Source organism: Streptomyces sp. SLBN-118 (genome assembly GCF_006715635.1).
Lineage (GTDB): Bacteria > Actinomycetota > Actinomycetes > Streptomycetales > Streptomycetaceae > Streptomyces.
The window spans coordinates 3,904,811-3,928,619 of the sequence record NZ_VFNP01000001.1; the positions used below are offsets into that span (position 1 = coordinate 3,904,811).

Below are 23,809 nucleotides of genomic sequence, written 5' to 3' on the forward strand. Positions count from 1 at the left end.
GGGCGGCGGGTCAGCCCAGGTCAGGGGCGTGCATCGCGCGCACCCCCTCGATATTGCCGTCCAGGTAGTGCCGCAGTGACAGCGGTACGAGATGAACGGCGGCGATGCCGACCCGGCTGAACGGCACCCGTACGACCTCGTACTCCCCGCAGGGCTGGTCGATCTCCGGGCCGTGCCGTCGCGAGGGGTCCATGGACTCCAGCCGGCAGACGAAGAAGTGCTGCACCTTCACCCCCGTCACACCGCCGTCGGCGATGTGCTCGACGGTGTCGACGAAGCAGGGCACCACATCGGTGATCTTGGCGCCGAGCTCCTCGTCCACCTCCCGGTGGAGTGCGTCCACCACGGTGGCGTCCTCGGGCTCGACTCCGCCGCCGGGCGTGACCCAGTAGGGATCCACGCCGGGCTTGGTGCGCTTGATGAGGACGAGATCGTCGCCGTCGAGCAGGATGGCGCGTGCGGTGCGCTTGACCACTGGCCGTTCGGTCATGGCTAGAAAATGGCCCGCCAGGACCGTTCTGAAACTCCTGTCGGCCCTGCGTTCACCAGCCGACCGCAGCACGCAGCAGCCACTCGTGCGCCCGCGCGATGTGCGGGAGTGCGAGTGTGCCGGTCCGTACGACGAGAAAGTACGTACGCAGCGGGGGCACGGGAGGGTCGAGAAGCGCCACCAGCCGCCCGGTGCGGAGCTCCTCCTCGCACAGATAGCGCGGCAGCACGGCGAGGCCCGCGCCCGAGGCTGCGGTCTCCAGGACGGCACGCAGGTCGGGGGCGATCACGGAGCCCGCGGCTGCAGGCCGGGAGTCGAAGACGGCGGACCAGTAGCGCGAGACAAACGGCAGGGATTCGTGGACTTCCACGACGGGCAGCTGCGCGAGCACCACATGCCCGCCGCGGAGTACTCCGGGCCCCAGCCGGGCCGCCCAGCGCGGCGAGGCGACCAGGACATGTTCCTCGTCGCAGAGCGGTGTCGCCGTGAGCAGCCCGCCGCGCGGCCGGGCCGTGGTGATGGCCAGATCGTGGTGTCCGGCGGCGAGCCCCTCCAGCGTCTCGTCGGCATTGCCGAACGAGGCCCGCAGCGCGAGGCCCTGAGAAGTCAGCGGGGTGAGGGCGGGCAGGGCGCGCAGCGACACGAACTCCGGGGGACCCGCGAGATGCAGGGTCCGTACGCCCGATTCCTCGTCGAGCCCGGTCTCGGCGATCTCCACCAGGGCGTCCAGATGAGGGGCTGCCCGGTGGGCGAGTTCGTCCCCGATGCTCGTGGCAGTCACACCGCGGGCCTGGCGCAGGAACAGCGGCCGTCCCAGTTGCTTCTCCAGCGTGCGGATCTGCCCGGTGACGGCGGGCTGCGAGAGGCCCAGGAGTGCGGCGGCACGGGTGAAGGAGCCGGCCCGGTGCACCGTGACGAATGTGCGCAGCAGGGCCAGATCCATGCCGAGCCCCTCTCGACCGACGATGCCCGCGGACCGGACAACTATAAATATGTCGATAGGTCGCTGTCGCTACTGTGATTGGACACTGACGGAGAGTCAACTAGCCTTGGTCGCACGGTTCTTCGGGCGTGGAACCGAGGGCGGTCCGAGCCATGAGGGGGGAGGCTCGGGCCGCCCGTTCTACGTAGCGTCGCTCAGCGCACCGTCGTACTCCGGCGTACGACCCCGGGGCCCACGCCACCGGTCTACGCCACGCGGCCCGGTGCGCCCGTCCTCGACCCGAACCACCCTGAACCGGCCACCCGCCCTACCGCGCCGCCGCCTCGTCCAGCGCCCGCAGCACATCCGCCACCAGGTCCACCGCGTCCTCGGCACCCACCGAGAAGCGGATGAAGCCCTCGGGAACCGCATCGCCGCCCCAGCGCCCGCGACGCTCGGCGGAGGAACGCACCCCGCCGAAGCTCGTCGCGTCGTCCACCAGCCGCAGCCCGCTCAGGAAGCGTTCCGCGTGCCCGCGATCCGGCAGCACGAAGGAGACCACGGAGCCGAAGTGCCGCATCTGCTGCGAGGCGATCGTGTACGAGGGGTCCGACGGCAGCCCCGGATACCGCAGCCCGCTCACCTCGCCCCGGCTGCCGAGCGCCTCCGCGAGCGCCAGCGCATTCGCGCACTGCCGCTCGATCCGCAGCTGAAGTGTGGCCAGCGACCGGTGGGCGAGCCAGGCCTCCATCGGGCCGGGAATCGCCCCGACGACCTTGCGCCAGCGCCGTACTCCCGCCACCAACTCCGGGTCCCGGCAGGTCACATGGCCGAGCAGGATGTCTCCGTGGCCCGTCATGCCCTTGGTGTCGCTGGCCACCGAGAAGTCCGCGCCGAGCTCCAGCGGCCGCTGGCCGAGCGGCGTCGCGAGGGTGTTGTCGACCGCGACGAGCGCGCCCGCGGAGTGCGCCGCCTTCACGAGCCGCCGAACGTCGCACACGTCGAGCCCCGGATTGGACGGCGTCTCGATCCACAGCAGCCGCGCCCCGTCGAGCACGTCCAGTTGCGCGTCGCCGCCTGTCGGCGCGGTCCTGACCTCGACGCCGTAGGCCTCCAGACGTTCCCGCAGCAGCGGCAACGCCTGGTAGCCGTCGTCCGGCAGCACCACCGCTTCCCCCGCCTTCAGTTGCGAGAAGAGCACCGCCGAGATCGCCGCCATCCCCGAGGCGAAGGCCACCGTCCCGACGGATTCCCCTGGCGCCTCGAGTTCACCGATCGCCCGCTCCAGATGACTCCAGGTCGGGTTCTCGTCACGGCCGTAGGTGTACGGACCGGTGGGTTCGCCGGGGAGGTGGAAATGGGCCGCGAAGACCGGTCCCGGCAGGGTGGGTTCGTACTTGACCGGCTCGGGCAGTCCGGCCCGTACGGCCCTTGTGCCCTCGCCCACGGTCCCGCTCCTGCCCAAACCCTTCCGCTCGCTCATGCGGCACGCTCCTCGACTGCCATCCGTACGGCGTCGAGCAGACCCGCGCTCGACGCCTCCACCATCTCCAGGCACTCCTCGAAACCGTCCATACTGCCGTAATACGGATCGGGAACATTCAGGTCCCCGGCCGCGGACGGGTCGTACGACCGCATCAGACGCACTTTCGCGGCGTCCGCGGTCGTCGGCGCGAGCCGCCGCAACTCCCGCAGATGCCCCTCGTCCAACGCGATCACCAGATCGAGGAGCGGGAACCAGGAGGCGCGGAACTTCCGCGCGCTGTGCCCGGACTCGTAGCCGTTCGCCTCCAGCACGGCGACGGTGCGGAGGTCCGCACCGTCGCCCTCGTGCCGGCCTCCGGTGCCGGCGCTGTCCACCTCGACCACCCCGTCGAGTCCGGCTTCCTCCAGGCGCGCGCGGAAGACGGACTCGGCCATGGGCGAGCGGCAGATGTTGCCGGTGCAGACGAAGCAGACGCGATACGCAGAACTCACTCGGTGTTCAGTCCTTGTCCGGCAGAGCGACATTCATCGCCCAGGAAACGACAGAGATGATCAAGCCGCCGAGGACGGCGGTCCAGAAGCCCTCCACATGGAAGTTGAGATCGAGCTGGTCGGCCAGCCACGAGGTCAGCAGCAGCATCAGGGCGTTGATGACCAGCGTGATCAACCCGAGGGTGAGGATGAACAGCGGCAGTGTCAGCAGCGTCACGACCGGCTTGACGAGGAAGTTGACCAGACCGAAGAGCAGCGCCACCAGGACCAGGGTCCAGGCCTTCTTGCCGGTGCTGTCCCCGGTGAGGGTTATGTCCTCCAGCAGCCAGATGGCCACCAGCAGGGCTGCCGCATTGGCGATCGTCTTGACTAGGAAATTCATCATGTGTCTGATCGTGGCAGACGTGATCGGACGAAGGGCAGGGGCGGACGGACCATGAAGGCATTCCGACTGGACGAACTGGAGGCGGAGCGCGCCGCCAACGACGGCGCATATCTCCAATTCCTGCGCGAGCGGAACATGTCGGTCGGACTGTACGCACTGGATGCCGGCGATCTCGACCCCCAGCTGCCCCACAGCCAGGACGAGGTCTACTTCGTCGTCAGCGGCCGCGCCTCCATCACGGTCGGGACGGAAACGACCCAGGTCGGACGGGGCAGTGTGGTCTATGTCCCGGCCGGAGTGGCCCATAAATTCCACCACATCACCGAGGACCTGCGGGTCATGGTGGTCTTCTCTCCACCTGAGAGCTGACCGGGACCCTGCCTTGTCCCTAGGGGTTCGATCAGGGGAGATCAAGGGCTCTCGGGCCCCCGGACACCATCCCCTCCCGCCTAGCATCGAAGCCAGGAACCCAGAGAAACGAGGTAAGAACGATGGCTGTGCGGGAGATATTCGCGGGGATGCCGTGGTGGGTGAAGTGGGTCGCCGTGCCCGTCATCGCCCTGGTGCTGTTCGGCGGCCTGATCGCGAGCGTGATCGGTTTTGTGATCGGACTGCTCTTCAAGGTCCTGCTGTTCGTCGCACTGGTCGGCGGACTCGTCTTTGTCGTACGGAAGTTCATGTCGTCCTCCAGCTCGGGCAGCGACTGGTAGTCACCAAGAGGACATATCCGGACGGGCGTTAGCCCGGCCGGGGGAACAGCCCGATAAAGCCTCAGTCCCGTACAGGGGCGGCCATTACAGTGACAATCCGCTGCCGCCCCTCGGGAAATCCGCCCCTTGGGAAGTCCGTGCAGCGGCCGGGCAATCTGCCCGTCACCATGCCTGGGGGTGACCTTTGGCCACGGCTACCCAAGCCGCTGTCCCTACCCTGATCGGTTCGGTGCAGCGGGCACTGCGGCTTCTGGAGGCTGTGGCTCCCATCGGAACGGAGCCCGGGCGAAACAGCTCGCGCGCGAGGCCGGCCTTCCGCTTCCCACCGCGTACCACCTGCTCAGGACACTGACGCATGAGGACTATCTGCGCCGCGAGAACGGCGTGTTCGTCCTCGGTGACGCGGTCCGCCGGCTGGCTCTCGGCGGAGCTCTGCAGAATCGTCGCAGCAGGCCCGAGGCCTCGCGCGACCGCCGGCCGGACGCCATCGGCGGCCCGGTCTGCTTCGCGGTCTACCGCGATGGTGAGATCGGCATCGTCGCCTTCGCCGACACCTCCTGTGTCCCCGCGGTCGACGAGTGGGCCGGCCCTCCCCTTAACCGCGAAGTGCGGTTGCTGCCTGCGGTCGAACAACTACCCTGTGGGACAACGGGGCTTCGCGGCTCCCTCATGTTCTCTATCGGTATCTGAAAACTCACTCCTTGTGATCTTCGCGCCCGTACTGGACGATTACGTCCACAGGGCCATGGGGATCTTTCCTGGCCCCCTGCTGCCGAACCTTCCGTTCACTGCTTCATCCACTGCGGGGTACATGATGCGCGAGTCGGTCCAGGCCGAGGTCCGGATGAGTTTCCTTGTCTCCGAGGAGCTCTCGTTCCGGATCCCGGTGGAGCTCCGGTACGAGACGAAGGATCCGTTCGCCGTGCGGATGACCTTTCACCTGCCCGGAGATGCGCCTGTGACCTGGACTTTCGGCCGGGAGTTGCTGGTGGACGGCATCAACGGCCCGAGCGGGGACGGCGATGTGCACATTGCGCCGACGCGCCCCGGGAGGCTGTCCGATGTGACCGTCCGGCTCCAGGTCGGCTGTGAGCGGGCGCTGTTCCGGGTGAGTGCGGCGCCGCTCGTGGCCTTTCTCGACCGTACGGACAAACTGGTGCCGCTGGGGCAGGAGCGTACGGTCGGTGACTTCGAGGGCAATCTCGAAGAGGCCCTCGGGCGCATTCTCGCGGAGGAAAACGCAGGCTGAGCTGCCGCTCCTTCACACGGCGCCTACTTCTGGGCGCGCTGCCTCTCTGCTCACCACCTCGCGCTGCTACCTCTTGCGTCGGCGGCCACCGCCGCCTCGTACGGCCGCCCTGCCCGTCGCCGCCGGAGGACCCGGCCGGTCCGCGGATACCACCAGCGCCGCCAGCGCGGTGGTCACCGGCACCGAGGCGACCAGGCCGATCGACCCGATGAGGGTCCGCACGATCTCCTCCGCCACCAACTCGCTGGTGGCCACCGTTCCGACACTGCTCTGGGCGATCGAGAAGAGCAGCAGCAGCGGCAACGCGGCGCCCGCGTAAGCCAGTACGAGCGTGTTGACGACTGAGGCGATGTGGTCCCTGCCGATGCGGATACCGGCCCGGTAGAGCGCCCGTCGGCCCATCAGCGGGTCCGCCTGGCGCAGTTCCCACACCGCCGAGGTCTGGGTCACCGTCACATCGTCGAGCACACCGAGCGAGCCGATGATGACACCCGCCAGCAGCAGACCGCTGAGGTCGATGTTCGGAAACAGGCCGTGGATCAGGCCGGTGCTGTCGTCGGTGTTGCCGGACAGACTCGCCCAGCCGATGAACAGCGAGCCGAGCAGCCCGATCAGCAGCAGCGAGATCAGAGTGCCGATCACCGCGACCGAGGTGCGCGCGGTCAGCCCGTGGCACAGATAGAGCGCGATCAGCATGATCGCGCTCGCTCCGACCACCGCGACGATCAGCGGATTGGAGCCCTGCAGGATCGCGGGCAGGATGAACAGGGTCAGTACGGCGAAGGAGGCGGCGAGCGCGATCAGTGCCATCAGGCCACGCATGCGCCCCACCAGCACCACAGCGAGCGCGAAGATCCCGGCCAGCAGCGCCATCGGGAACTCGCGGTCCACATCGGTAACGGAGTACTGAAGTTCCCGGGGTGCGTCGGGTGCGTACGCCACCACCACACCCTGGCCCTCGCTCAACTGACGGGGCGCGTCCGGCTGGACGATCTCGACGAAGGTGCGGCCCTTGTCCTTGCCGGTGGTGACCTTGACCGTCGCCTTCGCGCACCTGCCCTGCCGGGCATCGGCCGCCTCGCCCCCCTCCGGTGTGGAGGTGTCGCCGGTCGGCGAAACCTGCGCGGCGTTCACGTCTTTGCAGTTGACCTTCTCGACCCGCACCACCTTGCCCTGCTCGGTCTGTCGGTCGAAGCCGACACCGGTGCGCTCATGGCCCGGAGCGCCGCCCGGCCAGAGCACGACGAGGCCGACGACCACGGCCGCGGCGAAAGGAATCAGCACTGCGGCGATGACCTTGCGGAGGTGCTGTGACACAGGTACGGCGGGCCCATGGCTGTGGGAATGGCCATGGGGCTCGGGCGTCTGCGGCGCGGGTGTCGGCGATGAGGTCACCGGCAGATCATCGCAAGAACGAGGGGGGCCTCTGTTCAGCACGCTCGAAATGACGCTAGCGTGGTGACACCTTTGCACACGCGGGAGCTCGGAGCACCGGGCTGAGAGGGCGCTGAAATCCGTACGAACCGTACGGAAGCGGCTGCGCCGACCGCCGAACCTGTTACCGGGTAATGCCGGCGTAGGGAGTAGGTCACGATGACCGTTCAGGACGCACGCACGCCTGCCTCGAATCAGCCAGAGGCCGGGAAGTCCATCGGCTGGCACAAGGGATACGTCGAGGGCTCGCGTCCCGACCTCCAGGTGCCCGTCCGCCAGGTGCACCTCACCAACGGCAAAGACGTGACGCTGTACGACACGTCCGGCCCGTACACCGATCCGAACGTCGAGACCGACGTCCGCCGCGGGCTTGCGCCACTGCGGGAGAACTGGATCATCGGCCGCGGCGACACCGAGGAGTACGCGGGCCGCCCGGTCCGCCCCGAGGACGACGGGATCAAGCACACCTCGCCGAGGGGCGGTCTGCGCAACCTCGACGCGGTCTTCCCCGGCCGCCCCCGCCAGCCCCGGCGGGGACGCGAGGGGCAGGCGGTGACGCAGCTCGCGTACGCCCGCCGTGGCGAGATCACGCCGGAGATGGAGTATGTCGCGATCCGCGAGAACGTCTCCCCCGAGGTCGTACGCGAGGAGATCGCCGCAGGCCGCGCGGTCCTTCCCGCCAACGTCAACCACCCGGAGATCGAGCCGATGATCATCGGCAAGCGGTTCCTGGTGAAGGTCAACGCCAACATCGGCAACTCCGCGGTCACTTCCTCCATCGAGGAGGAGGTTGAGAAGATGACCTGGGCGACGCGCTGGGGCGCGGACACGGTCATGGATCTCTCCACCGGCCGCAACATCCACACCACCCGTGAGTGGGTGCTTCGCAATTCTCCCGTGCCGATCGGCACCGTGCCGCTCTACCAGGCGCTCGAAAAGGTCGACGGCAAGGCAGAGGAACTGACCTGGGAGATCTACAAGGACACGGTCATCGAGCAGGCCGAGCAGGGCGTCGACTACATGACGGTCCACGCGGGTGTGCGCCTGCCGTACGTCCCCCTGACCGCCAACCGCAAGACCGGCATCGTCTCGCGCGGCGGCTCGATCATGGCGGCCTGGTGTCTCGCGCACCACAAGGAGTCGTTCCTGTACGAGAACTTCGAGGAACTCTGCGAGATCCTCGCCGCGTACGACGTGACCTACTCCCTCGGCGACGGTCTGCGGCCCGGCTCGATCGCGGACGCCAACGACGAGGCGCAGTTCGCGGAGTTGCGCACGCTCGGGGAACTCAACTCGATCGCCAAGCGTTTCAACGTCCAGACGATGATCGAAGGACCCGGTCACGTCCCGATGCACAAGATCAAGGAGAACATCGACCTCCAGCAGGAGATCTGCGAGGAGGCCCCCTTCTATACGCTCGGCCCGCTCACCACGGACGTGGCCCCCGCGTATGACCACATCACCTCCGGCATCGGGGCGGCGATGATCGCCTGGTGGGGCACTGCGATGCTCTGCTACGTCACGCCCAAGGAGCACCTGGGCCTGCCCAACCGTGACGACGTCAAGACGGGCGTCATCACCTACAAGATCGCTGCTCATGCCGCCGACCTCGCCAAGGGGCACCCGGGCGCGCAGGAGTGGGACGACGCGCTGTCCGACGCCCGGTTCGAGTTCCGGTGGGAGGACCAGTTCAATCTGGCCCTCGACCCGGACACGGCACGGGAGTTCCACGACGAGACGCTCCCGGCCGAGCCGGCGAAGACCGCGCACTTCTGCTCGATGTGCGGTCCGAAGTTCTGCAGCATGAAGATCAGCCAGAGCATCAACGAGCAGTTCGGCGGCACTGCGGCGGCGGGGGCGACGGCTGAGGAAGTCGCTGAGGGGATGCTCCGGAAGTCGAAGGAGTTCGCCGAAGCGGGAAACCGGGTCTATCTGCCGCTGGCTGACTGAGGCGCACGCGTAGACGGTCCGTGCCTCCGGGGCCCCAGCCCTGTCGCAGGCGCGGGCCGTGCTCGTACCGCCGGCCGGACCGGGACCTGGTGGGCGGAACACGGCGTCAGGGGGATCCAAGAACCGGGGATCACTCGGGCTGGTGCTCGGGGCCGCCGAAGTCCGGGCTCGTGAAGTCCGGGCTGGTGAAAGTGGGCCGCTGGCCCGTCGTCGAGCCCTCGCTCGGGCTGGAGTAGTCCGGACCGCTGTAGCCGACCTTCGGGATGCGGCTGACATGGCGTGGCGGGGTCGCGGAGGTCGGGTCTGCGCTGGGGTCGTCGAGCGCCGCTCTGAGGAAGGGCAGGAGACCGCGCTCCAGCAGGGCGTGCCGCCAGGCCTCTTTGGCCCGGGACACCTCGTCGGGTAGTTCGCCCGTCGATTCCTCGGCCTGGACCTGGGTCGCGCCGTTGCGCAGCGCGGTCAGCAGCAGCCCTATCGCGGCGGCCAGAATGGCGGCCGCTGTGAGGGCCGCGAAGAACCAGCCCGCCGAGACCAGGGTCTGTGCGAAGGAGGGTGCGGGGCTGAGCATCTTCAGGATGTAGCCGACCAGCAGAAAGATCAGTGCGGCTGTCCCCGCGAGTACCGGTGCGAGCACGGCTATGACGGCGCCGAACCCGGCACCGCTCTGGGACACCCCGACCTCGGGGGAGGCCGGCACGGATTGCCGCAAGGAAGCTGCGGCCGCGGGGGAACGCATCTCCTCGCGGATCTTTGTGTAGTGCTCGTACTCGGCGGCCGCCGCCGTGGTGATCAGCGCCGTCGCGTTCAGAGCCATCGTGCGCAGCTGTTCGGCGTTCAGGCGCTGCCCCACGGCGGCGAGATCCGGGCGGTCATGGGCGTTGCGCAGTGCGTCGTCGAGGATGCGCTCGTACTCGGCGCGGTCCTCGGTCAGCAGGTGCGGAGCGCTGTTCATGTGCATCCCCCGATGCTCCGTAGGGCCGGGTTGCCCGAGTCGATCGGGCGGTCGGGCAGAAACGGAGGAGAGCCTGCTACGGATAAGGCGATGGTAGAGCCGTTACGGCACGGCGTGACAGGGGGTTTCGGTAAATCGCCTGTCGGGCTCGGCTCAGTTGGACAGCGGGAGTTGAACGACAAGCAGCTTTCCGGCCATCGTCACGCCCCCGTCCATCGCGATCGCGAGCCCGTCCGCGTACACATGCGGGCCTTCGACAACCGGACGCGCCCCGTCCTCGCCGTCCTCGGTGCCCACCTCGCCGAGCAGATACGGAATGGGGCTGTGGCCGTGCACGACGCGCTTGCCGCCGTAGGCCGAGAGCAGTTCGCGTACGGCCTGCGGTCCCGCGTCGTCGCGGAAGGCGAAGCGCTTGGTGAATTTGCGGAACAGGTCCCAGCACTCGTCGGCGTCATTGCGGGTGAGGATCGCGTGCACCGTGTCGTTGACGTCCTCGATGCTGGAGCCGTAGTCCAGATACGCGGTGGTGTCGGAGTGCATCAGCAGATGCTCGTCCTCCTCGATCACCGCGTCCAGGCGGGCCATCCACTGCAGATGGACCTCCTGGAGCCGGTCCATGTCCGACTTCTGACCGCCGTTGAGCAGCCAGGCGGCCTGGAAGGTGGCGGTGCCGGCGCCGGAATTGACCGGTGTGTCACCGAACCGTTTGGCGCCGAGGAGCAGCAGTTCGTGATTGCCCATCAGGGCCTTGCAGTAGCCGCCGGCGGCCGCCGCCTCGGCGGAGAGCCGCATGACGAGGTCGATGACGCCGATGCCGTCGGGACCGCGGTCGGTGAAGTCGCCGAGGAACCAGAGGCGGGCATGGCCCGCGGCCCAGTGGCCCTCGGCGTCGATGAGGCCCTGTCCGGTGAGGGCGGCCACGAGTTCGTCGAGATAGCCGTGGACATCGCCGACGACATAGAGCGGGCCGAGGCCGTCGGGCGCTGGCGCCTCGTCGGGTGTGATCTCCACCTGGACGGTGTCGCCGGGACCGCCGGAGCTGATCACCGGTAGGTCGCGCTCGGTGGGGGTGTAGCCGTCAGGGGTTTCGCCCTCGGGGACCGCGTTGCCGGGATGGGAGGAAGGTGTGGGCTGTTGTGACTGCACGGGCACCTGCGCATAGGGCGGCACGCGGAAATCGCGCAATGTCGCCGTCCGCACCACGGGTCCTTGACCGGCCCCCTGAGTCATCGACCCCTCCACCACCGTCGCGCCGCCGTTCACCTCTCGGCCCAGCCTGGTCGGGGTGGTCCGCGGTGTCGTGCGCCCATCATAGGAATGAGGTCGGCGCTCTGTGACGCACCAGGGGTGGTGAATCCATCAGCACCCCTGGTTCGCCGGTTGTTTCATCCCGATTCGTAAGGTCTAGTCCGGTGAAGGTGATCGCGGGGCGCTCACGGTCGTTCGCGGAGGGCGGCGCTGCGAGGACGTCCGCACGATCAATTCAGTGGGTATCACCTGTTCCACCGGCCGGTCCTCGTCGACGCCTTCGATGGCGTCGATGAGGAGCTGGACGACCGCCGTGCCGATCCTGCGCGGTTTGAGCGAGAGCGTGGTGATGGGCGGTTCGGTGGTGGCATACACGGTCGATTCGCTGCAGCAGACGAGCAGCAGATCCTCGGGGACGCGCAGGCCGTACCGCCGGGCGGCGGCCAGCAGATCGGTGCCGTTGGGGTCGAAGAGCCCGTAGACCGCGTCGGGTCTGTCCGGGCGGGCGAGCAGCCGGTCGGCGGCGACTGCGCCGGCGCACGGGTCGTGGGCGGGGTAGGACTCGTAGACCGGATCCTGGCCCACGCGCTCGCACCAGTTCAGATACGCGGTGGTGGACAGGCGGGTGTAGGTGTCGGTGGTGGTGCCGGTGAGCAGGCCGATCCGGCGGGCTCCTGCGTCGGCGAGGTGGTCGAGCAAGTCGAGTACGGCGGCTTCGTGGTCGTTGTCGACCCAGGCGGTGACCGGAAGCGTGCCGCCCGGCCGTCCGTCGGAGACTACGGGCAGGCCTTGGCGGACGAGTTCGGTAACCACAGGATCATGGTCGGAGGGGTCGATGACGACGGTGCCGTCGAGGGCGACGTTCGACCAGACGTCGTGGCGTGAGGTGGCGGGCAGGATGACGAGCGCGTAGCCGCGGGCGAGCGCGGCCGAGGTCGCGGCTCTCGCCATTTCGGCGAAGTACGCGAATTCGGTGAAGGTGAAAGGTTCATCCCCGTACGTCGTCACCGTCAGGCCGATGAGGCCCGATTTTCCGGTACGGAGGGTTCGGGCCGCTGCGGAAGGGCGGTAGCCCAGCCGGTCGGCGACTTCGCGGACATGTTGGCGGGTGGCGTCCGGGAGCCGGCCCTTGCCGTTGAGCGCGTCTGAGACAGTCGTGATCGAGACACCGGCTGCGGCGGCCACGTCTCGGATGCCCGCCCGACTCTGCCGGCTGCTCCGGCGGGATGTCTCCGTCCGGCTCACCTGGTGCTTCCCTGCTGCTGTCATGGCGAGCCGATAGTAGGGCTCGTGTGGGCGGTTGAGCCGGTCGCATATTCACCCATCGACAGGCACGTTTCTGCATGATCATTCACGCTTAACTGCCTTGGAAATCAAGGGAGTTGGGTGCTGCACTCGCACCGTCCCGGGTACCGGGCCACACAGGCCTGTCGAATGGTCGATGTTTCGAAGAGGTCTCAACTCACCACTACGGGTGATGCGCGCCACGGCGTGAGCTACCGGCGCGCGCCACGGAGACGAGCGCTCCCCCCTTTCCTGGCCACCGCCATTCGCAGTGGCCGGGAATCCTCATAAGGTGAGCAGTAATCGAACCTGCCCACGGTGCGAGAAGCTACGAGAAGCACGAGGAGGACCTGCGGTGAGCGAGACGAGCCCCAAGCTGCGCGCTGAGCTGGACGGCATCCCCACCTATAAGCCGGGCAAGCCCGCGGCTGCCGGCGGCCCGGTCGCGTACAAGCTGTCGTCCAACGAGAACCCCTATCCGCCGTTGCCCGGTGTGATCGAGAGCGCGATCGCCGCGGCGCACGGGTTCAACCGCTACCCGGACATGGCCTGCACCGGCCTGATGAATGAGCTGGCAGACCGCTTCGGTGTGCCGGTGACGCATCTGGCCACGGGCACCGGCTCGGTCGGCGTCGCGCAGTCCTTGCTACAGGCCACCTCGGGTCCGGGGGACGAGGTCATCTATGCCTGGCGGTCCTTCGAGGCGTACCCGATCATCACCCAGATCAGCGGAGCGAAGTCGGTGCAGGTGCCGCTGACCGCCGGTGATGTGCACGATCTGGACGCGATGGCCGATGCGATCACCGACAGGACCCGGCTGATCTTCGTCTGCAACCCCAACAACCCGACCGGCACCGTGGTGCGCAGGGCCGAGCTGGAGCGGTTCCTCGACCGTGTGCCGTCGGACGTTCTGGTGGTGCTGGACGAGGCGTACCGCGAGTTCATCCGCGATGCCGACGTTCCGGACGGTATCGAGATCTACCGCAACCGGCCCAATGTGGCGGTGCTGCGCACCTTCTCCAAGGCGTACGGCCTGGCGGGACTGCGGGTCGGCTTCGCGATCGCGCATGAGCCGGTGGCCGCGGCATTGCGCAAGACCGCGGTGCCCTTCGGTGTCTCGCAGCTCGCGCAGGACGCGGCGGTCGCCTCGCTGCGTGCCGAGGATGAACTGCTCGGCCGGGTCGGCTCGCTCGTGTGCGAGCGCGCGCGGGTCTACGACGGCCTGGTCCGGCAGGGCTGGACGGTGCCCGAGACCCAGGCGAACTTCGTCTGGCTGCGGCTCGGCGACCGCACACTCGACTTCGCGGCAGTGTGCGAGAAGGCCGGTGTAGTGGTCCGGCCCTTCGCCGGTGAGGGCGTGCGGGTCACGATCGGGGAGACCGAGGCCAACGACCTCTTCCTGCACACCACCGAGGCGTTCCGCAAGGAGATCTAGGGCGGACAGGACCTGGAAGAGACCTAGAAGACCTCCTGGGCCGCGTCGGCTCGTTCGACGCGGACCGGGTCGCCGGGGCGGACCGTCGCCAGCAGGCGGGGGTCGCCGTCGATCCGGCCGAGGACATTGCACGGGCTCGCGCGGCGGCATTCTCCCTCGAACTCCGTGCTGGGAGACCCCCAGCCGCGCGAGATCGGAGTGGCACCGAAGGCAGCGTGAGCGCGTTGCCCTCGGTCCAGAACGCGACTGTGCCCGGCGCGACCACGTGTTGTGTGTCCGCCTCCAGGGCGGGGGAGACGTTCGTGTCGAAACAGTCCTCGTTGCCCCAGGTCAGGGCGGTGGAGGTGAGTGGCAGAGACCCCGCGAGCGCCTTGCTCGTGGGGGTTTCGTCGAGGGTTGCGGGCAGGTGCCCGGCCGGATTATGAGATGCGTATCTGCACCCGCGAACTTCAACAAGATGTTGACGTTCTCGAGAAGAGGTACCCCCCTGACAGGATGGATTTCGCATGGGTCATAATTGCTTGTGAATGTGAACGCGTTCACAAGCGCGTCTCGATTGTCCCGAGATCGGTGGGATGAGAGGGGCAAGCTGCCGATCACTCCGGCGATGCAAGGAGAAGATGACGTGGACATAGCCCTGGCCCCCGAGACTCTGGCCCGATGGCAGTTCGGCATCACCACCGTCTACCACTTCCTCTTCGTTCCTCTGACGATCTCGCTCGCCGCGCTCACCGCCGGCCTGCAGACCGCCTGGGTCCGGACTCAGAACGAGAAGTATCTCAAGGCCACGAAGTTCTGGGGCAAGCTCTTCCTGATCAACATCGCCATGGGTGTCGTCACCGGCATCGTCCAGGAGTTCCAGTTCGGCATGAACTGGTCCGACTACTCGCGCTTCGTCGGTGACATCTTCGGCGCCCCGCTCGCCTTCGAGGCGCTGATCGCGTTCTTCTTCGAGTCCACCTTCATCGGACTGTGGATCTTCGGCTGGGACAAGCTGCCGAAGAAGATCCACCTCGCCTGCATCTGGATGGTGTCGATCGGCACCATCCTCTCCGCGTACTTCATCCTGGCCGCCAACTCCTGGATGCAGCACCCCGTCGGCTACCGGATCAACAAGGAGCGCGGCCGGGCCGAACTCACCGACTTCTGGCACGTACTCACCCAGAACACCGCGCTCACCCAGTTCTTCCACACCATCACGGCCGCCTTCCTCGTCGGTGGCGCCTTCATGGTCGGCATCGCAGCCTTCCATCTGGCGCGCAAGAAGCACATCCCCGTGATGCGGAGCTCGCTGCGGCTCGGGCTGGTCACCATCGTCGTTGCCGGACTGCTCACCGCTGTCAGCGGGGATCTGCTCGGCAAGGTCATGTTCAAGCAGCAGCCGATGAAGATGGCCGCAGCTGAGGCGCTGTGGGACGGCGAGGCGCCCGCGCCCTTCTCGGTCTTCGCCTACGGCGATGTCGAAAGGGGCCACAACAAGGTCGCCATAGAGATCCCAGGACTGCTGTCCTTCCTGGCCAACGACGACTTCACCTCGTTCGTCCCCGGCATCAACGACGTCAACAAGTCCGAGCAGGAGAAGTTCGGTCCCGGCGACTACCGGCCCAATATCCCCGTGGCCTACTGGGGCTTCCGCTGGATGATCGGCTTCGGGATGGCATCCCTCACCATCGGCCTGATCGGACTCTGGCTCACCCGCAAGAAGTTCATGCTGCCGGCCCACCTGCGGACGGGCGAGGACGAAGTGCCCCATCTGGTGCTCTTCAAGAGCAAGGCGCTGAACCCCAGGCTCACGAAGTGGTACTGGATCATCGCCCTGTGGACGATGGCCTTCCCGCTGATCGCCAACTCCTGGGGCTGGATCTTCACCGAGATGGGGAGGCAGCCCTGGGTCGTGTACGGCGTGCTGCGCACCCGTGACGCGGTCTCCCCCGGTGTCTCGCAGGGTGAAGTCCTCACCTCGATGCTCGTGTTCACCCTGCTCTACGCAGTGCTCGCCGTCGTCGAGGTCAAGCTGCTCGTCAAGTACATCAAGGCCGGACCGCCTGAGCTCACCGAGGCCGACCTCAACCCGCCCACCAAGATCGGCGGCGACGACCGCGACGCCGACCGGCCGATGGCCTTCTCGTACTGAGGCCCTGAGGAGCTGCTGAGGCATGGAACTTCACGACGTCTGGTTCGTACTCATCGCCGTCCTGTGGATCGGCTACTTCTTCCTGGAGGGCTTCGACTTCGGGGTCGGCGTCCTCACCAAGCTGCTGGCCAGGGACCGGACCGAGCGGCGGGTCCTGATCAACACCATCGGACCCGTCTGGGACGGCAACGAGGTGTGGCTGCTGACCGCAGGCGGTGCGACCTTCGCCGCCTTCCCCGAGTGGTACGCCACGCTCTTCTCCGGCTTCTATCTGCCGCTGCTGCTCATCCTGGTCTGCCTGATCGTGCGCGGAGTGGCCTTCGAATACCGGCACAAGCGGGAGGAGGAGCGCTGGCAGACCAACTGGGAGCATGCGATCTTCTGGACCTCGCTGCTGCCTGCCCTGCTGTGGGGCGTCGCCTTCGGCAACATCGTGCGTGGGGTGAAGATCGACGGACAGATGGAGTACGTCGGCAACTTCTTCGACCTGCTCAACCCGTACGCGATTCTGGGCGGGCTGGTCACGCTGACTCTGTTCACCTTCCACGGTGCGGTGTTCGCCGCACTGAAGACGGTGGGAGACATCCGCGCACGGGCACGGACTCTGGCCCTGAAGCTGGGGCTGCTCACGGCGGCCCTGGCGCTCGGCTTCCTTCTCTGGACCCAGGCCTCTCACGGCGACGGTAAGAGTCTGGTCGCGATGGTGATCGCTGTGGTGGCACTCGTCGGCGCGATCGTGGCCATCACGGCAGGACGTGAGGGATGGTCGTTCGCGCTCTCCGGTGTCACGATCACGGCCGCGGTCGCGATGCTGTTCCTCACGCTCTTTCCGAACGTCATGCCGTCCACGCTCAATGAGGAGTGGAGCCTGACGGTCACCAATGCCTCGTCGAGTCCGTACACCCTGAAGATCATGACCTGGTGTGCCGGCATCGCCACTCCGCTGGTGCTGCTCTACCAGGGCTGGACGTACTGGGTCTTCCGCAAGCGGATCGGTACGCAGCACATCGTCGATGCCCATTAGTGGGGGATGTTTCACGTGAAACCGATCGACCCGCGTCTGCTCCGCTACGCCCGGGCCACCCGCCGATTCCTGATCGCGGTGGTGCTCCTCGGTCTTGTCGGGGCGGCGCTGGTCGTCGCCCAGGCGATGCTGATCGCCGACGTGGTGGTGGGAGCCTTCCAGAAGGGGCTCTCCACCTCCGGTCTCGGGACACCGCTGCTCCTCCTCGCCGCGGTCGCCATCGGCCGGGCACTGGTCTCCTGGCTGACCGAACTGGCCGCCCACCGTGCGAGCGCGGCGGTCAAGTCGGAGCTACGGGGGCGGTTGCTGGAGCGGGCCGCCGAGCTGGGGCCGGGCTGGCTGAGCGGGCAGCGCACGGGGTCGTTGGTCGCGCTCGCCACGCGGGGAGTCGACGCCCTCGACGACTACTTCTCGCGTTATCTCCCGCAGTTGGGGCTGGCGGTCGTGGTGCCGGTGGCGGTGCTGGCGCGGATCGTGACCGAGGACTGGGTCTCGGCGGCGGTCATCGTAGTGACGCTGCCGTTGATCCCTGTGTTCATGGTCCTCATCGGATGGGCCACCCAGGACCGGATGGACCGCCAGTGGCGGCTGCTGTCCCGGCTGTCGGGGCACTTCCTCGATGTGGTCGCCGGTCTGCCGACCCTGAAGGTCTTCGGGCGGGCGAAGGCGCAGGCCGAGTCGATCCGCTCCATCACCGCGGAGTACCGGCGGGCCACCCTGCGGACGCTGCGGATCGCCTTCCTCTCCTCCTTCGCCCTGGAGTTGCTGTCGACGCTCTCGGTGGCACTGGTCGCCGTCGGCATCGGGATGCGGCTCGTGCACGGGGATCTGGATCTGTATACGGGGCTGGTGATCCTGATCCTCGCGCCCGAGGCGTATCTGCCGATCCGGCAGGTGGGGGCGCAGTACCACGCGGCGGCAGAGGGGCTTTCGGCCGCGGAGGAGATCTTCCAGGTCCTGGAAACGAAGCCGCGGGCGGGCGGTACGGGGGAGACTCCGGGCAGCCTGCGCCTCGAGCTGGACGGGGTGACCGTCCGCCATGCGGGGCGCAGTGAGGCGTCGTTGGACGGGGCATCCCTGGTGGTCGAGCCCGGGGAGACGGTCGCACTGGTCGGGCCGAGCGGCGCCGGGAAGTCGACGCTGCTGAATGTGCTGCTCGGGTTCGTGGAGCCCGCGGCAGGGCAGGTGCGGGTCGGGGGCGTGGACCTCTCCTCACTGGACCTGGAGCGGTGGCGGCAGCGGATCGCGTGGGTGCCGCAGCGGCCGTACCTCTTCGCCGGAACGGTCGCGGAAAACGTGCGGCTGGCACGGCCGGACGCCGATGAGGCTGCGGTGCGGGAGGCGCTGCGCCAGGCGGGGGCGTACGACTTCGTGGCGGAACTCCCCCAGGGTGTGGACACGCGGCTCGGCGAGGACGGGGCCGGTCTCTCGGCCGGTCAGCGGCAACGTCTCGCGCTGGCCAGGGCGTTCCTCGCGGACCGGCCCCTGCTGCTGCTCGACGAGCCGACGGCGGCGCTGGACGGCGAGACCGAGGCGGGCATCGTCGACGCGGTTCGGCGGCTGGCCTCCGGCCGGACGGTGCTTCTGGTCGTCCACCGGCCGGCGCTTCTGGCGGTGGCGGACCGCGTGGTGGAGGTGGGCCTTCGCGCGGGCTCACCTGTGGTGCCGGGGCCGTCGGCTTCGTCGGACAGAGGGGGCGGCGGCGCGGTTTCTCCCTTCGAGGAGGGTGCCTCATCAGCTTCACCGGACGGTGCGATTCTTCCCTGCGGGCCGGGACGTGCAGGGGGCCTTGTCCCGGGCTCCTCCCTCTCAGGAACCGGTGGGCTTGCGCGGGTGCGGGGGATGGCCGGTCACCTGCGCGGGCGGTTCGCGCTCGCGCTGCTGCTGGGGAGCCTCGCGCTGGGGTCCGCCGTAGGGCTCATGGCCGTTTCGGGGTGGCTGATCTCGCGCGCCTCCGAGCAGCCCCCGGTTCTCTATCTCATGGTGGCCGTGACGGCGACCAGGGCCTTCGGAATCGGTCGGGCCGTCTTCCGCTACGCCGAGCGCCTCGTCTCGCACGACGCCGTGCTGCGGATGCTCGCCGAGCTGAGGGTGGCCGTCTACCGCAGGCTGGAGCGCATCGCGCCCGCCGGCCTGCGGCAGACCAGGCGCGGGGATCTGCTCACCCGGCTCGTCGCCGATGTGGACGCGCTGCAGGACTACTGGCTGCGGTGGCTGCTGCCGGCGGGCGTGGCCGTCGTTGTGGGTGCGGGATCGGTCGGATTCACCGCATGGCTGCTGCCGGAGGCCGGGGCCGTTCTTGCTGTCGGCCTGCTTGTCGCAGGTCTTGCCGTACCGTTGATCAGCGGGACCTTCGCCCGGCGGGCCGAACGGCAACTGGCGCCCGCCCGTGGGGCATTGGCCACCCGGGTCGTCGATCTCCTGGGTGGGACCGCCGAGTTGACCGTCGCCGGAGCTCTGAAGGGCCGGATCGAGAAGACACGGGAGGCCGACCTTCGGCTGACACGCATCGCCTCGCGCGGCGCGGCGGCCACGGCGCTGGGTGGCGGGCTCTGTGCCCTGGCCTGCGGGCTGACCGTGGTGTGCGCGGCGTTCGCCGGAGTACAGGCGGTGCGGGACGGACGCCTCGACGGGGTGTTCCTGGCTGTCGTGGTGCTCACTCCGCTCGCCGCCTTCGAGGCAGTCACCCCACTGCCGCAGGCTGTGCAGTACCGGCAGCTGGTCAAGCGCAGTGCCCAGCGCATCCACGAGGTCCTGGACACGCCTCTTCCCGTACACGAGCCGGAGCACGCTGCCACGCCGCCCGCGAGGGCGTTCCCGCTCGAAGTACGGGGACTGAGCGCCCGGTACGCAGGGCAGGAGCGGGACGCGCTCGACGGCTTCGAGTTCACCCTGAGCGCGGGCAGGCGCATCGCCGTGGTCGGCACTTCGGGTTCGGGCAAGACCACGCTCGCGCAGGTGCTGCTCCGCTTCCTGGACGCCAGGGAGGGGACGTACACGATCGGCGGAGTGGAAGCGGCCGCCCTCGACGGGGACACGGTCCGGCGGTTTGTCGGACTGTGCGCGCAGGACGCCCACCTCTTCGACAGTTCCGTACGGGAGAACCTGAGGCTCGCGCGGACGCAGGCGACGGAGGACGAACTCCGGCAGGCACTGGGCAGGGCACGGCTGCTGGAGTGGGTCGACGCGCTTCCCGACGGCCTCGACACTCTCGTCGGCGAGCACGGCGCGCAGCTCTCCGGCGGCCAGCGGCAGAGGCTGGCGCTGGCGCGTGCGCTCCTGGCCGACTTCCCGGTGCTCGTTCTCGATGAGCCCGCCGAGCATCTCGACCTGGCGACGGCCGACGCGCTGACGGCGGATCTGCTGACGGCGACCGAGGGCCGGACGACGCTGCTGATCACACACAGGCTGCAGGGACTCGATGCCGTGGACGAGATCATCGTCCTGGAGGCGGGACGTACCGTGCAGAGAGGCTCGTACAAGGAGCTCGCCGTGGCCGACGGCCCCCTCCGCCTGATGCTGGAGCGTGAACGGGCCGCCGACCTGCTCGCCGCCCGGATCGACGAGGCCGAGCAACCGGCTTTCTTGGTGAAATAGGACTAATTGCTGGGCCAGTCGGGTGTACGACACCTCACGGGTACCCGCAATTGTCCCGGTGCCGGGTGACGATCCGGGCATGTGCCTGAGACACCGCGACCGGCTACTGCTCGTCCCAGTGCTGCTGTGCGCGCTCATGGGTACGGCGGTGGCCCCGGCCACGGCGTCCGACGGGCCGAGCAGCACCAGTGCCGAGGTGGCGCGGTTGTACGAGGACGCTGCCAAGGCCACCGAGACGTACGAACAGGGCAGGCGCGCGGCCGACGCACAGCGCACCGCCGCGGGCCTGCTGGAGGAGCGGCTGAACCGGCAGCGGCTCGAATTCGCCGCGATCCACGACGCGGTGGGCGCTGTGGCCCGTGCTCAGTACCGCACCGGCGGCCCGCTCGCGCTCACCGCCGGGATGCTGCTCGCCAAGAACCCCGACGAGCTGATGCGCGGACGGCGGCTGGCATGGCAGGCGGAGAGGGCTGTGAACGAGCTGATCGGCCGGGCCCGGGCGGCCGAGCGGCGGCTCGCCGTCGCCGAGGGGCGGGCCAGGTCGGCCTGGCGTGAACTCGACGTACGCAAGGAGCGGCTCGCCGCGATCAAGCAGGGCATCGAGACAAAGCTGGAGGCCGCCCAGTGGCAGCTTCAGGCGGAGGCGGAAGAGAGCGTCGCGGCGGGAAAGTGCGCGGGTGCCGTACATCTCGACAAGACCGGGAGCCCGCCGCCTCCGGGCACCGCGTGGGTGACGCCGGTGGAGCACTACGCGCTGTCGGCCGGGTTCGACAGCACCGGTGAACACTGGGCAAAGCGGCACACCGGACAGGATTTCGCGGTGAGCATCGGAACCCCGGTGCGCTCGGTCGGGGCGGGGCGCGTGATCTCGGTCTCCTGTGGCGGCAGCTTCGGGATCCAGATCGTGGTGGAGCACCCGGGCGGTTATTACACGCAGTACGGGCATCTGGCTGCGGTCACCGTCGACCAGGGCCAGCAGGTGCGGACCGGGCAGTGGATCGGGCAGGCGGGCACGACGGGGAATTCGACGGGGCCGCACCTGCATTTCGAGGTGCGGCTCACGCCGTATCTGGGGTCCGGGGTGGATCCGGCCGTCTGGCTGCGCGAGCACGGGGTCCCGCTCTAGCCGTGGCTGAAGGGTGTCGTTGCCTTAGTTGTGCTCCAGGCGGCGGGCGAGTATCTGCTCGATCACGACCGCCACGCCGTCCTCGTTGTTGGCGACGGTCCGCCCGGATGCCGCGGCGACCACGTCCGGATGGGCGTTGCCCATCGCGTACGAGGTTCCCGCCCAGGTCAGCATCTCCACGTCATTGGGCATGTCACCGAAGGCGACAACCTCGTCGGCGGAGATCCCGCGCTCGGCGCAGCAGAGCGCCAGCGTGCTGGCCTTGCTCACACCCGGGCCGCTGATCTCCAGCAGCGCGCTCTGGCTGGAGCGGGTGAAAGAGGCGAGCTCACCGGCTGCCGTACGGGCCAGGGTGAGGAAACCGTCGGGCGTGAGCTCGGGGTGATGGGCGAGGAGCTTGATCACCGGGGCTCCGGAGCCGGGCTCCTCCTCGCGGAGCAGCTTCTCGGCGACCGCCACGGTCGCGCCGGGGTCGGCGTGGAACGGCGGATAGTACGGCTCGTAGTGGATGCCGGTGGTCGTCTCGACGGCGAACGACGTGCCGGCGGCGGCATCGCGCAGCGTGCGTACGACATCGAGGGCCGTATCCCGCTCCAGGGGACGGACCTCGATCACCTTCCCGCCGGCGTGAAGATCTACGACGGCCGCGCCGTTCGCACAGATTGCCAGACCGTGGCCGTGGACGTGGTCGCTGACGACGTCCATCCAGCGGGCCGGGCGGCCCGTGACGAAGAAGACCTCGATCCCGGCCTCCTCGGCGTCGGCAAGTGCGGCGATGGTGCGGTCCGAGACCGACTTGTCGTCGCGCAGCAGGGTGCCGTCGAGATCGGTGGCGATCAGCCGGGGAGAAACGGGCAGGGCGCGGGGATCGGTAGCTGAGGTCACAGATCCATTCTCCCGTACGCCGGCGCACGGGCGTGCGGGCGGTCGCACATTTGAGTGGGCGTGGGCGCCTGCGGGGCCACGTAACCTCGAAGCATGCGTTTGAGTACCGTGATCCTTCCTGTCCGTCCCTGGCACGACGGTGGCCACGACGAGTGGACCCGGGCCGAGCAGCTCGGCTTCCACACCGCGTACACCTACGACCACCTTTCGTGGCGTACCTTCCGCGACGGCCCGTGGTACGGCGCGGTCCCGACGCTGACCGCGGCCGCCTCCGCGACCGAGCGGATGCGCCTGGGCACCCTGGTCACCTCGCCGAACTTCCGGCATCCGGTGACCCTCGCCAAGGAGCTGATCTCGCTCGACGACATCTCCGGCGGCCGGATCACGCTGGGCATCGGCGCGGGCGGCATGGGCTTCGACGCCACGGTGCTGGGCCAGGAGGCCTGGACGCCTCGCGAACGTGCCGACCGCTTCGGTGAGTTCGTCCCGCTCCTCGACCGCCTGCTGACCGAGGACTCCGTGACATACGAGGGGACCTTCTACTCGGCGGTGGAGGCCCGCAACATCCCCGGTTGTGTACAGCGGCCTCGGCTTCCCTTCGCGGTCGCCGCCACCGGGCCGCGCGGGCTGAGGCTCGCGGCCAGGCACGGGCAGGCATGGGTGACCACCGGCGACCCGAAGCTCTTCGAGACGGGTACGCCCGAGCAGTCCGTCGAGGCGATGCGGGGTCAGATCGAGAAGCTCTCCAAGGCGTGCGCCGACATCGGCCGGGACGTGGCCGAGCTGGACAAGATCCTGCTCACCGGCTTCACGCCGGAACCGGGCAAGGTGCTGGAGTCGCTCGATGCCTTTGTGGACTTCGCGGGCAAGCACTTCGAGCTCGGCTTCACGGAGATCGTGATCCACGCACCGATCCCGGACTCGGACTTCGCAGCCGACCAGGCCGTCTTCGAGCAGATCGCGACGGAGGGCCTCGCCCAGCTGCGTCGCTGAGTGCGCCCCACGCC

The 23,809-nt window shown here is 68.4% G+C and carries 20 protein-coding genes, 2 pseudogenes and 1 riboswitch; of the genes and pseudogenes, 11 read left to right on the forward strand and 11 right to left on the reverse strand.

Annotated elements, in window-relative coordinates:
- Positions 1-10: 10 nt before the first annotated feature.
- The 5 genes from FBY35_RS17885 to FBY35_RS17905 all read right to left on the reverse strand — a co-directional run bounded on the left by FBY35_RS17885 (position 11) and on the right by FBY35_RS17905 (position 3,774).
- Entirely contained in the window at positions 11-490 is a 480-nt protein-coding gene (locus FBY35_RS17885) for an NUDIX domain-containing protein (protein ID WP_142214752.1), read from the reverse strand.
- Positions 491-542: 52 nt separating this feature from the next.
- Positions 543-1,433, reverse strand: coding sequence for a LysR family transcriptional regulator (locus FBY35_RS17890; protein WP_142214753.1), 891 nt, complete (start codon positions 1,431-1,433; stop codon positions 543-545).
- 307 nt (positions 1,434-1,740) lie between these two features.
- Positions 1,741-2,895, reverse strand: a complete 1,155-nt coding sequence (locus FBY35_RS17895; RefSeq protein WP_142214754.1) for a cystathionine gamma-lyase — start codon at positions 2,893-2,895, stop codon at positions 1,741-1,743.
- Positions 2,892-3,332, reverse strand: coding sequence for a low molecular weight protein-tyrosine-phosphatase (locus tag FBY35_RS17900; RefSeq protein ID WP_260848706.1), 441 nt, complete (start codon positions 3,330-3,332; stop codon positions 2,892-2,894). The genes FBY35_RS17895 and FBY35_RS17900 overlap by 4 nt, the downstream gene beginning before the upstream one ends.
- 64 nt (positions 3,333-3,396) lie before the next feature.
- On the reverse strand, positions 3,397-3,774 hold the full coding sequence (locus tag FBY35_RS17905; RefSeq protein WP_142214756.1) for a phage holin family protein: 378 nt from the start codon (positions 3,772-3,774) through the stop codon (positions 3,397-3,399).
- Between the two features lie 51 nt (positions 3,775-3,825).
- Between FBY35_RS17905 and FBY35_RS17910 the strand changes: the two genes are divergently transcribed.
- The 4 genes and pseudogenes from FBY35_RS17910 (at position 3,826) to FBY35_RS17925 (ending at position 5,733) form a co-directional block, all read left to right on the forward strand.
- The gene (locus FBY35_RS17910; protein ID WP_142214757.1) at positions 3,826-4,143 is read left to right on the forward strand and encodes a cupin domain-containing protein; all 318 of its coding nucleotides are present in this window, start codon (positions 3,826-3,828) and stop codon (positions 4,141-4,143) included.
- 128 nt (positions 4,144-4,271) lie between these two features.
- Entirely contained in the window at positions 4,272-4,484 is a 213-nt protein-coding gene (locus tag FBY35_RS17915; RefSeq protein WP_142215130.1) for a DUF5326 family protein, read from the forward strand.
- Positions 4,485-4,668: 184 nt separating this feature from the next.
- Positions 4,669-5,069, forward strand: a pseudogene (locus FBY35_RS17920) (helix-turn-helix domain-containing protein); the annotation flags it as partial.
- Positions 5,070-5,298: 229 nt separating this feature from the next.
- Positions 5,299-5,733: an SsgA family sporulation/cell division regulator gene (locus FBY35_RS17925; RefSeq protein ID WP_142215131.1), complete on the forward strand. Its 435-nt coding sequence runs from the start codon at positions 5,299-5,301 to the stop codon at positions 5,731-5,733.
- 66 nt (positions 5,734-5,799) lie between these two features.
- Here the strand turns inward: FBY35_RS17925 and FBY35_RS17930 are convergent, their stop codons facing one another.
- Entirely contained in the window at positions 5,800-7,128 is a 1,329-nt protein-coding gene (locus tag FBY35_RS17930) for a YibE/F family protein (protein WP_142214758.1), read from the reverse strand.
- A gap of 70 nt (positions 7,129-7,198) precedes the next feature.
- A riboswitch (TPP riboswitch) is annotated at positions 7,199-7,333 on the forward strand.
- Here FBY35_RS17930 and thiC point away from each other — a divergent pair.
- Positions 7,327-9,117: a phosphomethylpyrimidine synthase ThiC gene (gene thiC, locus FBY35_RS17935; RefSeq protein WP_142214759.1), complete on the forward strand. Its 1,791-nt coding sequence runs from the start codon at positions 7,327-7,329 to the stop codon at positions 9,115-9,117. (Overlaps the previous riboswitch by 7 nt.)
- Positions 9,118-9,247: 130 nt before the next feature.
- On the opposite strand, the gene FBY35_RS17940 is transcribed toward thiC, so the two are convergent.
- The 3 genes from FBY35_RS17940 to FBY35_RS17950 form a co-directional block, all read right to left on the reverse strand.
- Positions 9,248-10,075, reverse strand: coding sequence for a hypothetical protein (locus FBY35_RS17940; protein WP_186356960.1), 828 nt, complete (start codon positions 10,073-10,075; stop codon positions 9,248-9,250).
- Positions 10,076-10,222: 147 nt separating this feature from the next.
- Complete coding sequence (locus FBY35_RS17945) at positions 10,223-11,299, reverse strand: metallophosphoesterase (protein WP_142214760.1); 1,077 nt, start codon at positions 11,297-11,299, stop codon at positions 10,223-10,225.
- A gap of 174 nt (positions 11,300-11,473) precedes the next feature.
- Positions 11,474-12,586 carry a LacI family DNA-binding transcriptional regulator gene (locus tag FBY35_RS17950; RefSeq protein WP_142214761.1) on the reverse strand — a complete coding sequence of 371 codons (1,113 nt, stop codon included), beginning with the start codon at positions 12,584-12,586 and terminating at the stop codon, positions 11,474-11,476.
- Between the two features lie 370 nt (positions 12,587-12,956).
- On the opposite strand from FBY35_RS17950, the gene hisC reads away from it, so the two are divergent.
- The gene (hisC, locus tag FBY35_RS17955; protein WP_142214762.1) at positions 12,957-14,036 is read left to right on the forward strand and encodes a histidinol-phosphate transaminase; all 1,080 of its coding nucleotides are present in this window, start codon (positions 12,957-12,959) and stop codon (positions 14,034-14,036) included.
- A gap of 23 nt (positions 14,037-14,059) precedes the next feature.
- Here the strand turns inward: hisC and FBY35_RS17960 are convergent.
- Positions 14,060-14,442, reverse strand: a pseudogene (locus FBY35_RS17960) (cyclophilin-like fold protein).
- Between the two features lie 219 nt (positions 14,443-14,661).
- On the opposite strand from FBY35_RS17960, the gene FBY35_RS17965 reads away from it, so the two are divergent.
- From FBY35_RS17965 to FBY35_RS17980, 4 genes are all read left to right on the forward strand, one after another.
- A complete protein-coding gene (locus tag FBY35_RS17965; protein ID WP_142214763.1) occupies positions 14,662-16,170 on the forward strand; it encodes a cytochrome ubiquinol oxidase subunit I in 1,509 nt (502 codons plus the stop codon).
- A 22-nt stretch (positions 16,171-16,192) separates the two neighbouring features.
- Positions 16,193-17,194 (forward strand): cytochrome d ubiquinol oxidase subunit II, encoded by a 1,002-nt coding sequence (gene cydB, locus FBY35_RS17970; protein ID WP_142214764.1) that lies wholly within the window; start codon positions 16,193-16,195, stop codon positions 17,192-17,194.
- A 15-nt stretch (positions 17,195-17,209) separates the two neighbouring features.
- Complete coding sequence (gene cydD / locus FBY35_RS17975; RefSeq protein WP_142214765.1) at positions 17,210-20,791, forward strand: thiol reductant ABC exporter subunit CydD; 3,582 nt, start codon at positions 17,210-17,212, stop codon at positions 20,789-20,791.
- Positions 20,792-20,870: 79 nt separating this feature from the next.
- Complete coding sequence (locus tag FBY35_RS17980) at positions 20,871-21,917, forward strand: M23 family metallopeptidase (RefSeq protein WP_142214766.1); 1,047 nt, start codon at positions 20,871-20,873, stop codon at positions 21,915-21,917.
- A 24-nt stretch (positions 21,918-21,941) separates the two neighbouring features.
- Here the strand turns inward: FBY35_RS17980 and FBY35_RS17985 are convergent, their stop codons facing one another.
- Positions 21,942-22,802, reverse strand: a complete 861-nt coding sequence (locus tag FBY35_RS17985) for a Cof-type HAD-IIB family hydrolase (protein ID WP_142214767.1) — start codon at positions 22,800-22,802, stop codon at positions 21,942-21,944.
- 93 nt (positions 22,803-22,895) lie between these two features.
- Between FBY35_RS17985 and FBY35_RS17990 the strand changes: the two genes are divergently transcribed.
- Complete coding sequence (locus FBY35_RS17990) at positions 22,896-23,795, forward strand: LLM class flavin-dependent oxidoreductase (protein ID WP_142214768.1); 900 nt, start codon at positions 22,896-22,898, stop codon at positions 23,793-23,795.
- Positions 23,796-23,809: the final 14 nt, after the last annotated feature.

Coding starts and splice junctions, on each gene's coding strand:
- FBY35_RS17885 (WP_142214752.1), bottom strand. CDS start 490: ATGACCGAACGGCCAGTGGTCAAGCGCACCGCACGCGCCATCCTGCTC.
- FBY35_RS17890 (WP_142214753.1), bottom strand. CDS start 1,433: ATGGATCTGGCCCTGCTGCGCACATTCGTCACGGTGCACCGGGCCGGC.
- FBY35_RS17895 (WP_142214754.1), bottom strand. CDS start 2,895: ATGAGCGAGCGGAAGGGTTTGGGCAGGAGCGGGACCGTGGGCGAGGGC.
- FBY35_RS17900 (WP_260848706.1), bottom strand. CDS start 3,332: ATGGCCGAGTCCGTCTTCCGCGCGCGCCTGGAGGAAGCCGGACTCGAC.
- FBY35_RS17905 (WP_142214756.1), bottom strand. CDS start 3,774: ATGATGAATTTCCTAGTCAAGACGATCGCCAATGCGGCAGCCCTGCTG.
- FBY35_RS17910 (WP_142214757.1), top strand. CDS start 3,826: ATGAAGGCATTCCGACTGGACGAACTGGAGGCGGAGCGCGCCGCCAAC.
- FBY35_RS17925 (WP_142215131.1), top strand. CDS start 5,299: ATGCGCGAGTCGGTCCAGGCCGAGGTCCGGATGAGTTTCCTTGTCTCC.
- thiC (WP_142214759.1), top strand. CDS start 7,327: ATGACCGTTCAGGACGCACGCACGCCTGCCTCGAATCAGCCAGAGGCC.
- FBY35_RS17940 (WP_186356960.1), bottom strand. CDS start 10,075: ATGCACATGAACAGCGCTCCGCACCTGCTGACCGAGGACCGCGCCGAG.
- FBY35_RS17945 (WP_142214760.1), bottom strand. CDS start 11,299: ATGACTCAGGGGGCCGGTCAAGGACCCGTGGTGCGGACGGCGACATTG.
- FBY35_RS17950 (WP_142214761.1), bottom strand. CDS start 12,586: ATGACAGCAGCAGGGAAGCACCAGGTGAGCCGGACGGAGACATCCCGC.
- cydB (WP_142214764.1), top strand. CDS start 16,193: ATGGAACTTCACGACGTCTGGTTCGTACTCATCGCCGTCCTGTGGATC.
- FBY35_RS17980 (WP_142214766.1), top strand. CDS start 20,871: ATGTGCCTGAGACACCGCGACCGGCTACTGCTCGTCCCAGTGCTGCTG.
- FBY35_RS17990 (WP_142214768.1), top strand. CDS start 22,896: ATGCGTTTGAGTACCGTGATCCTTCCTGTCCGTCCCTGGCACGACGGT.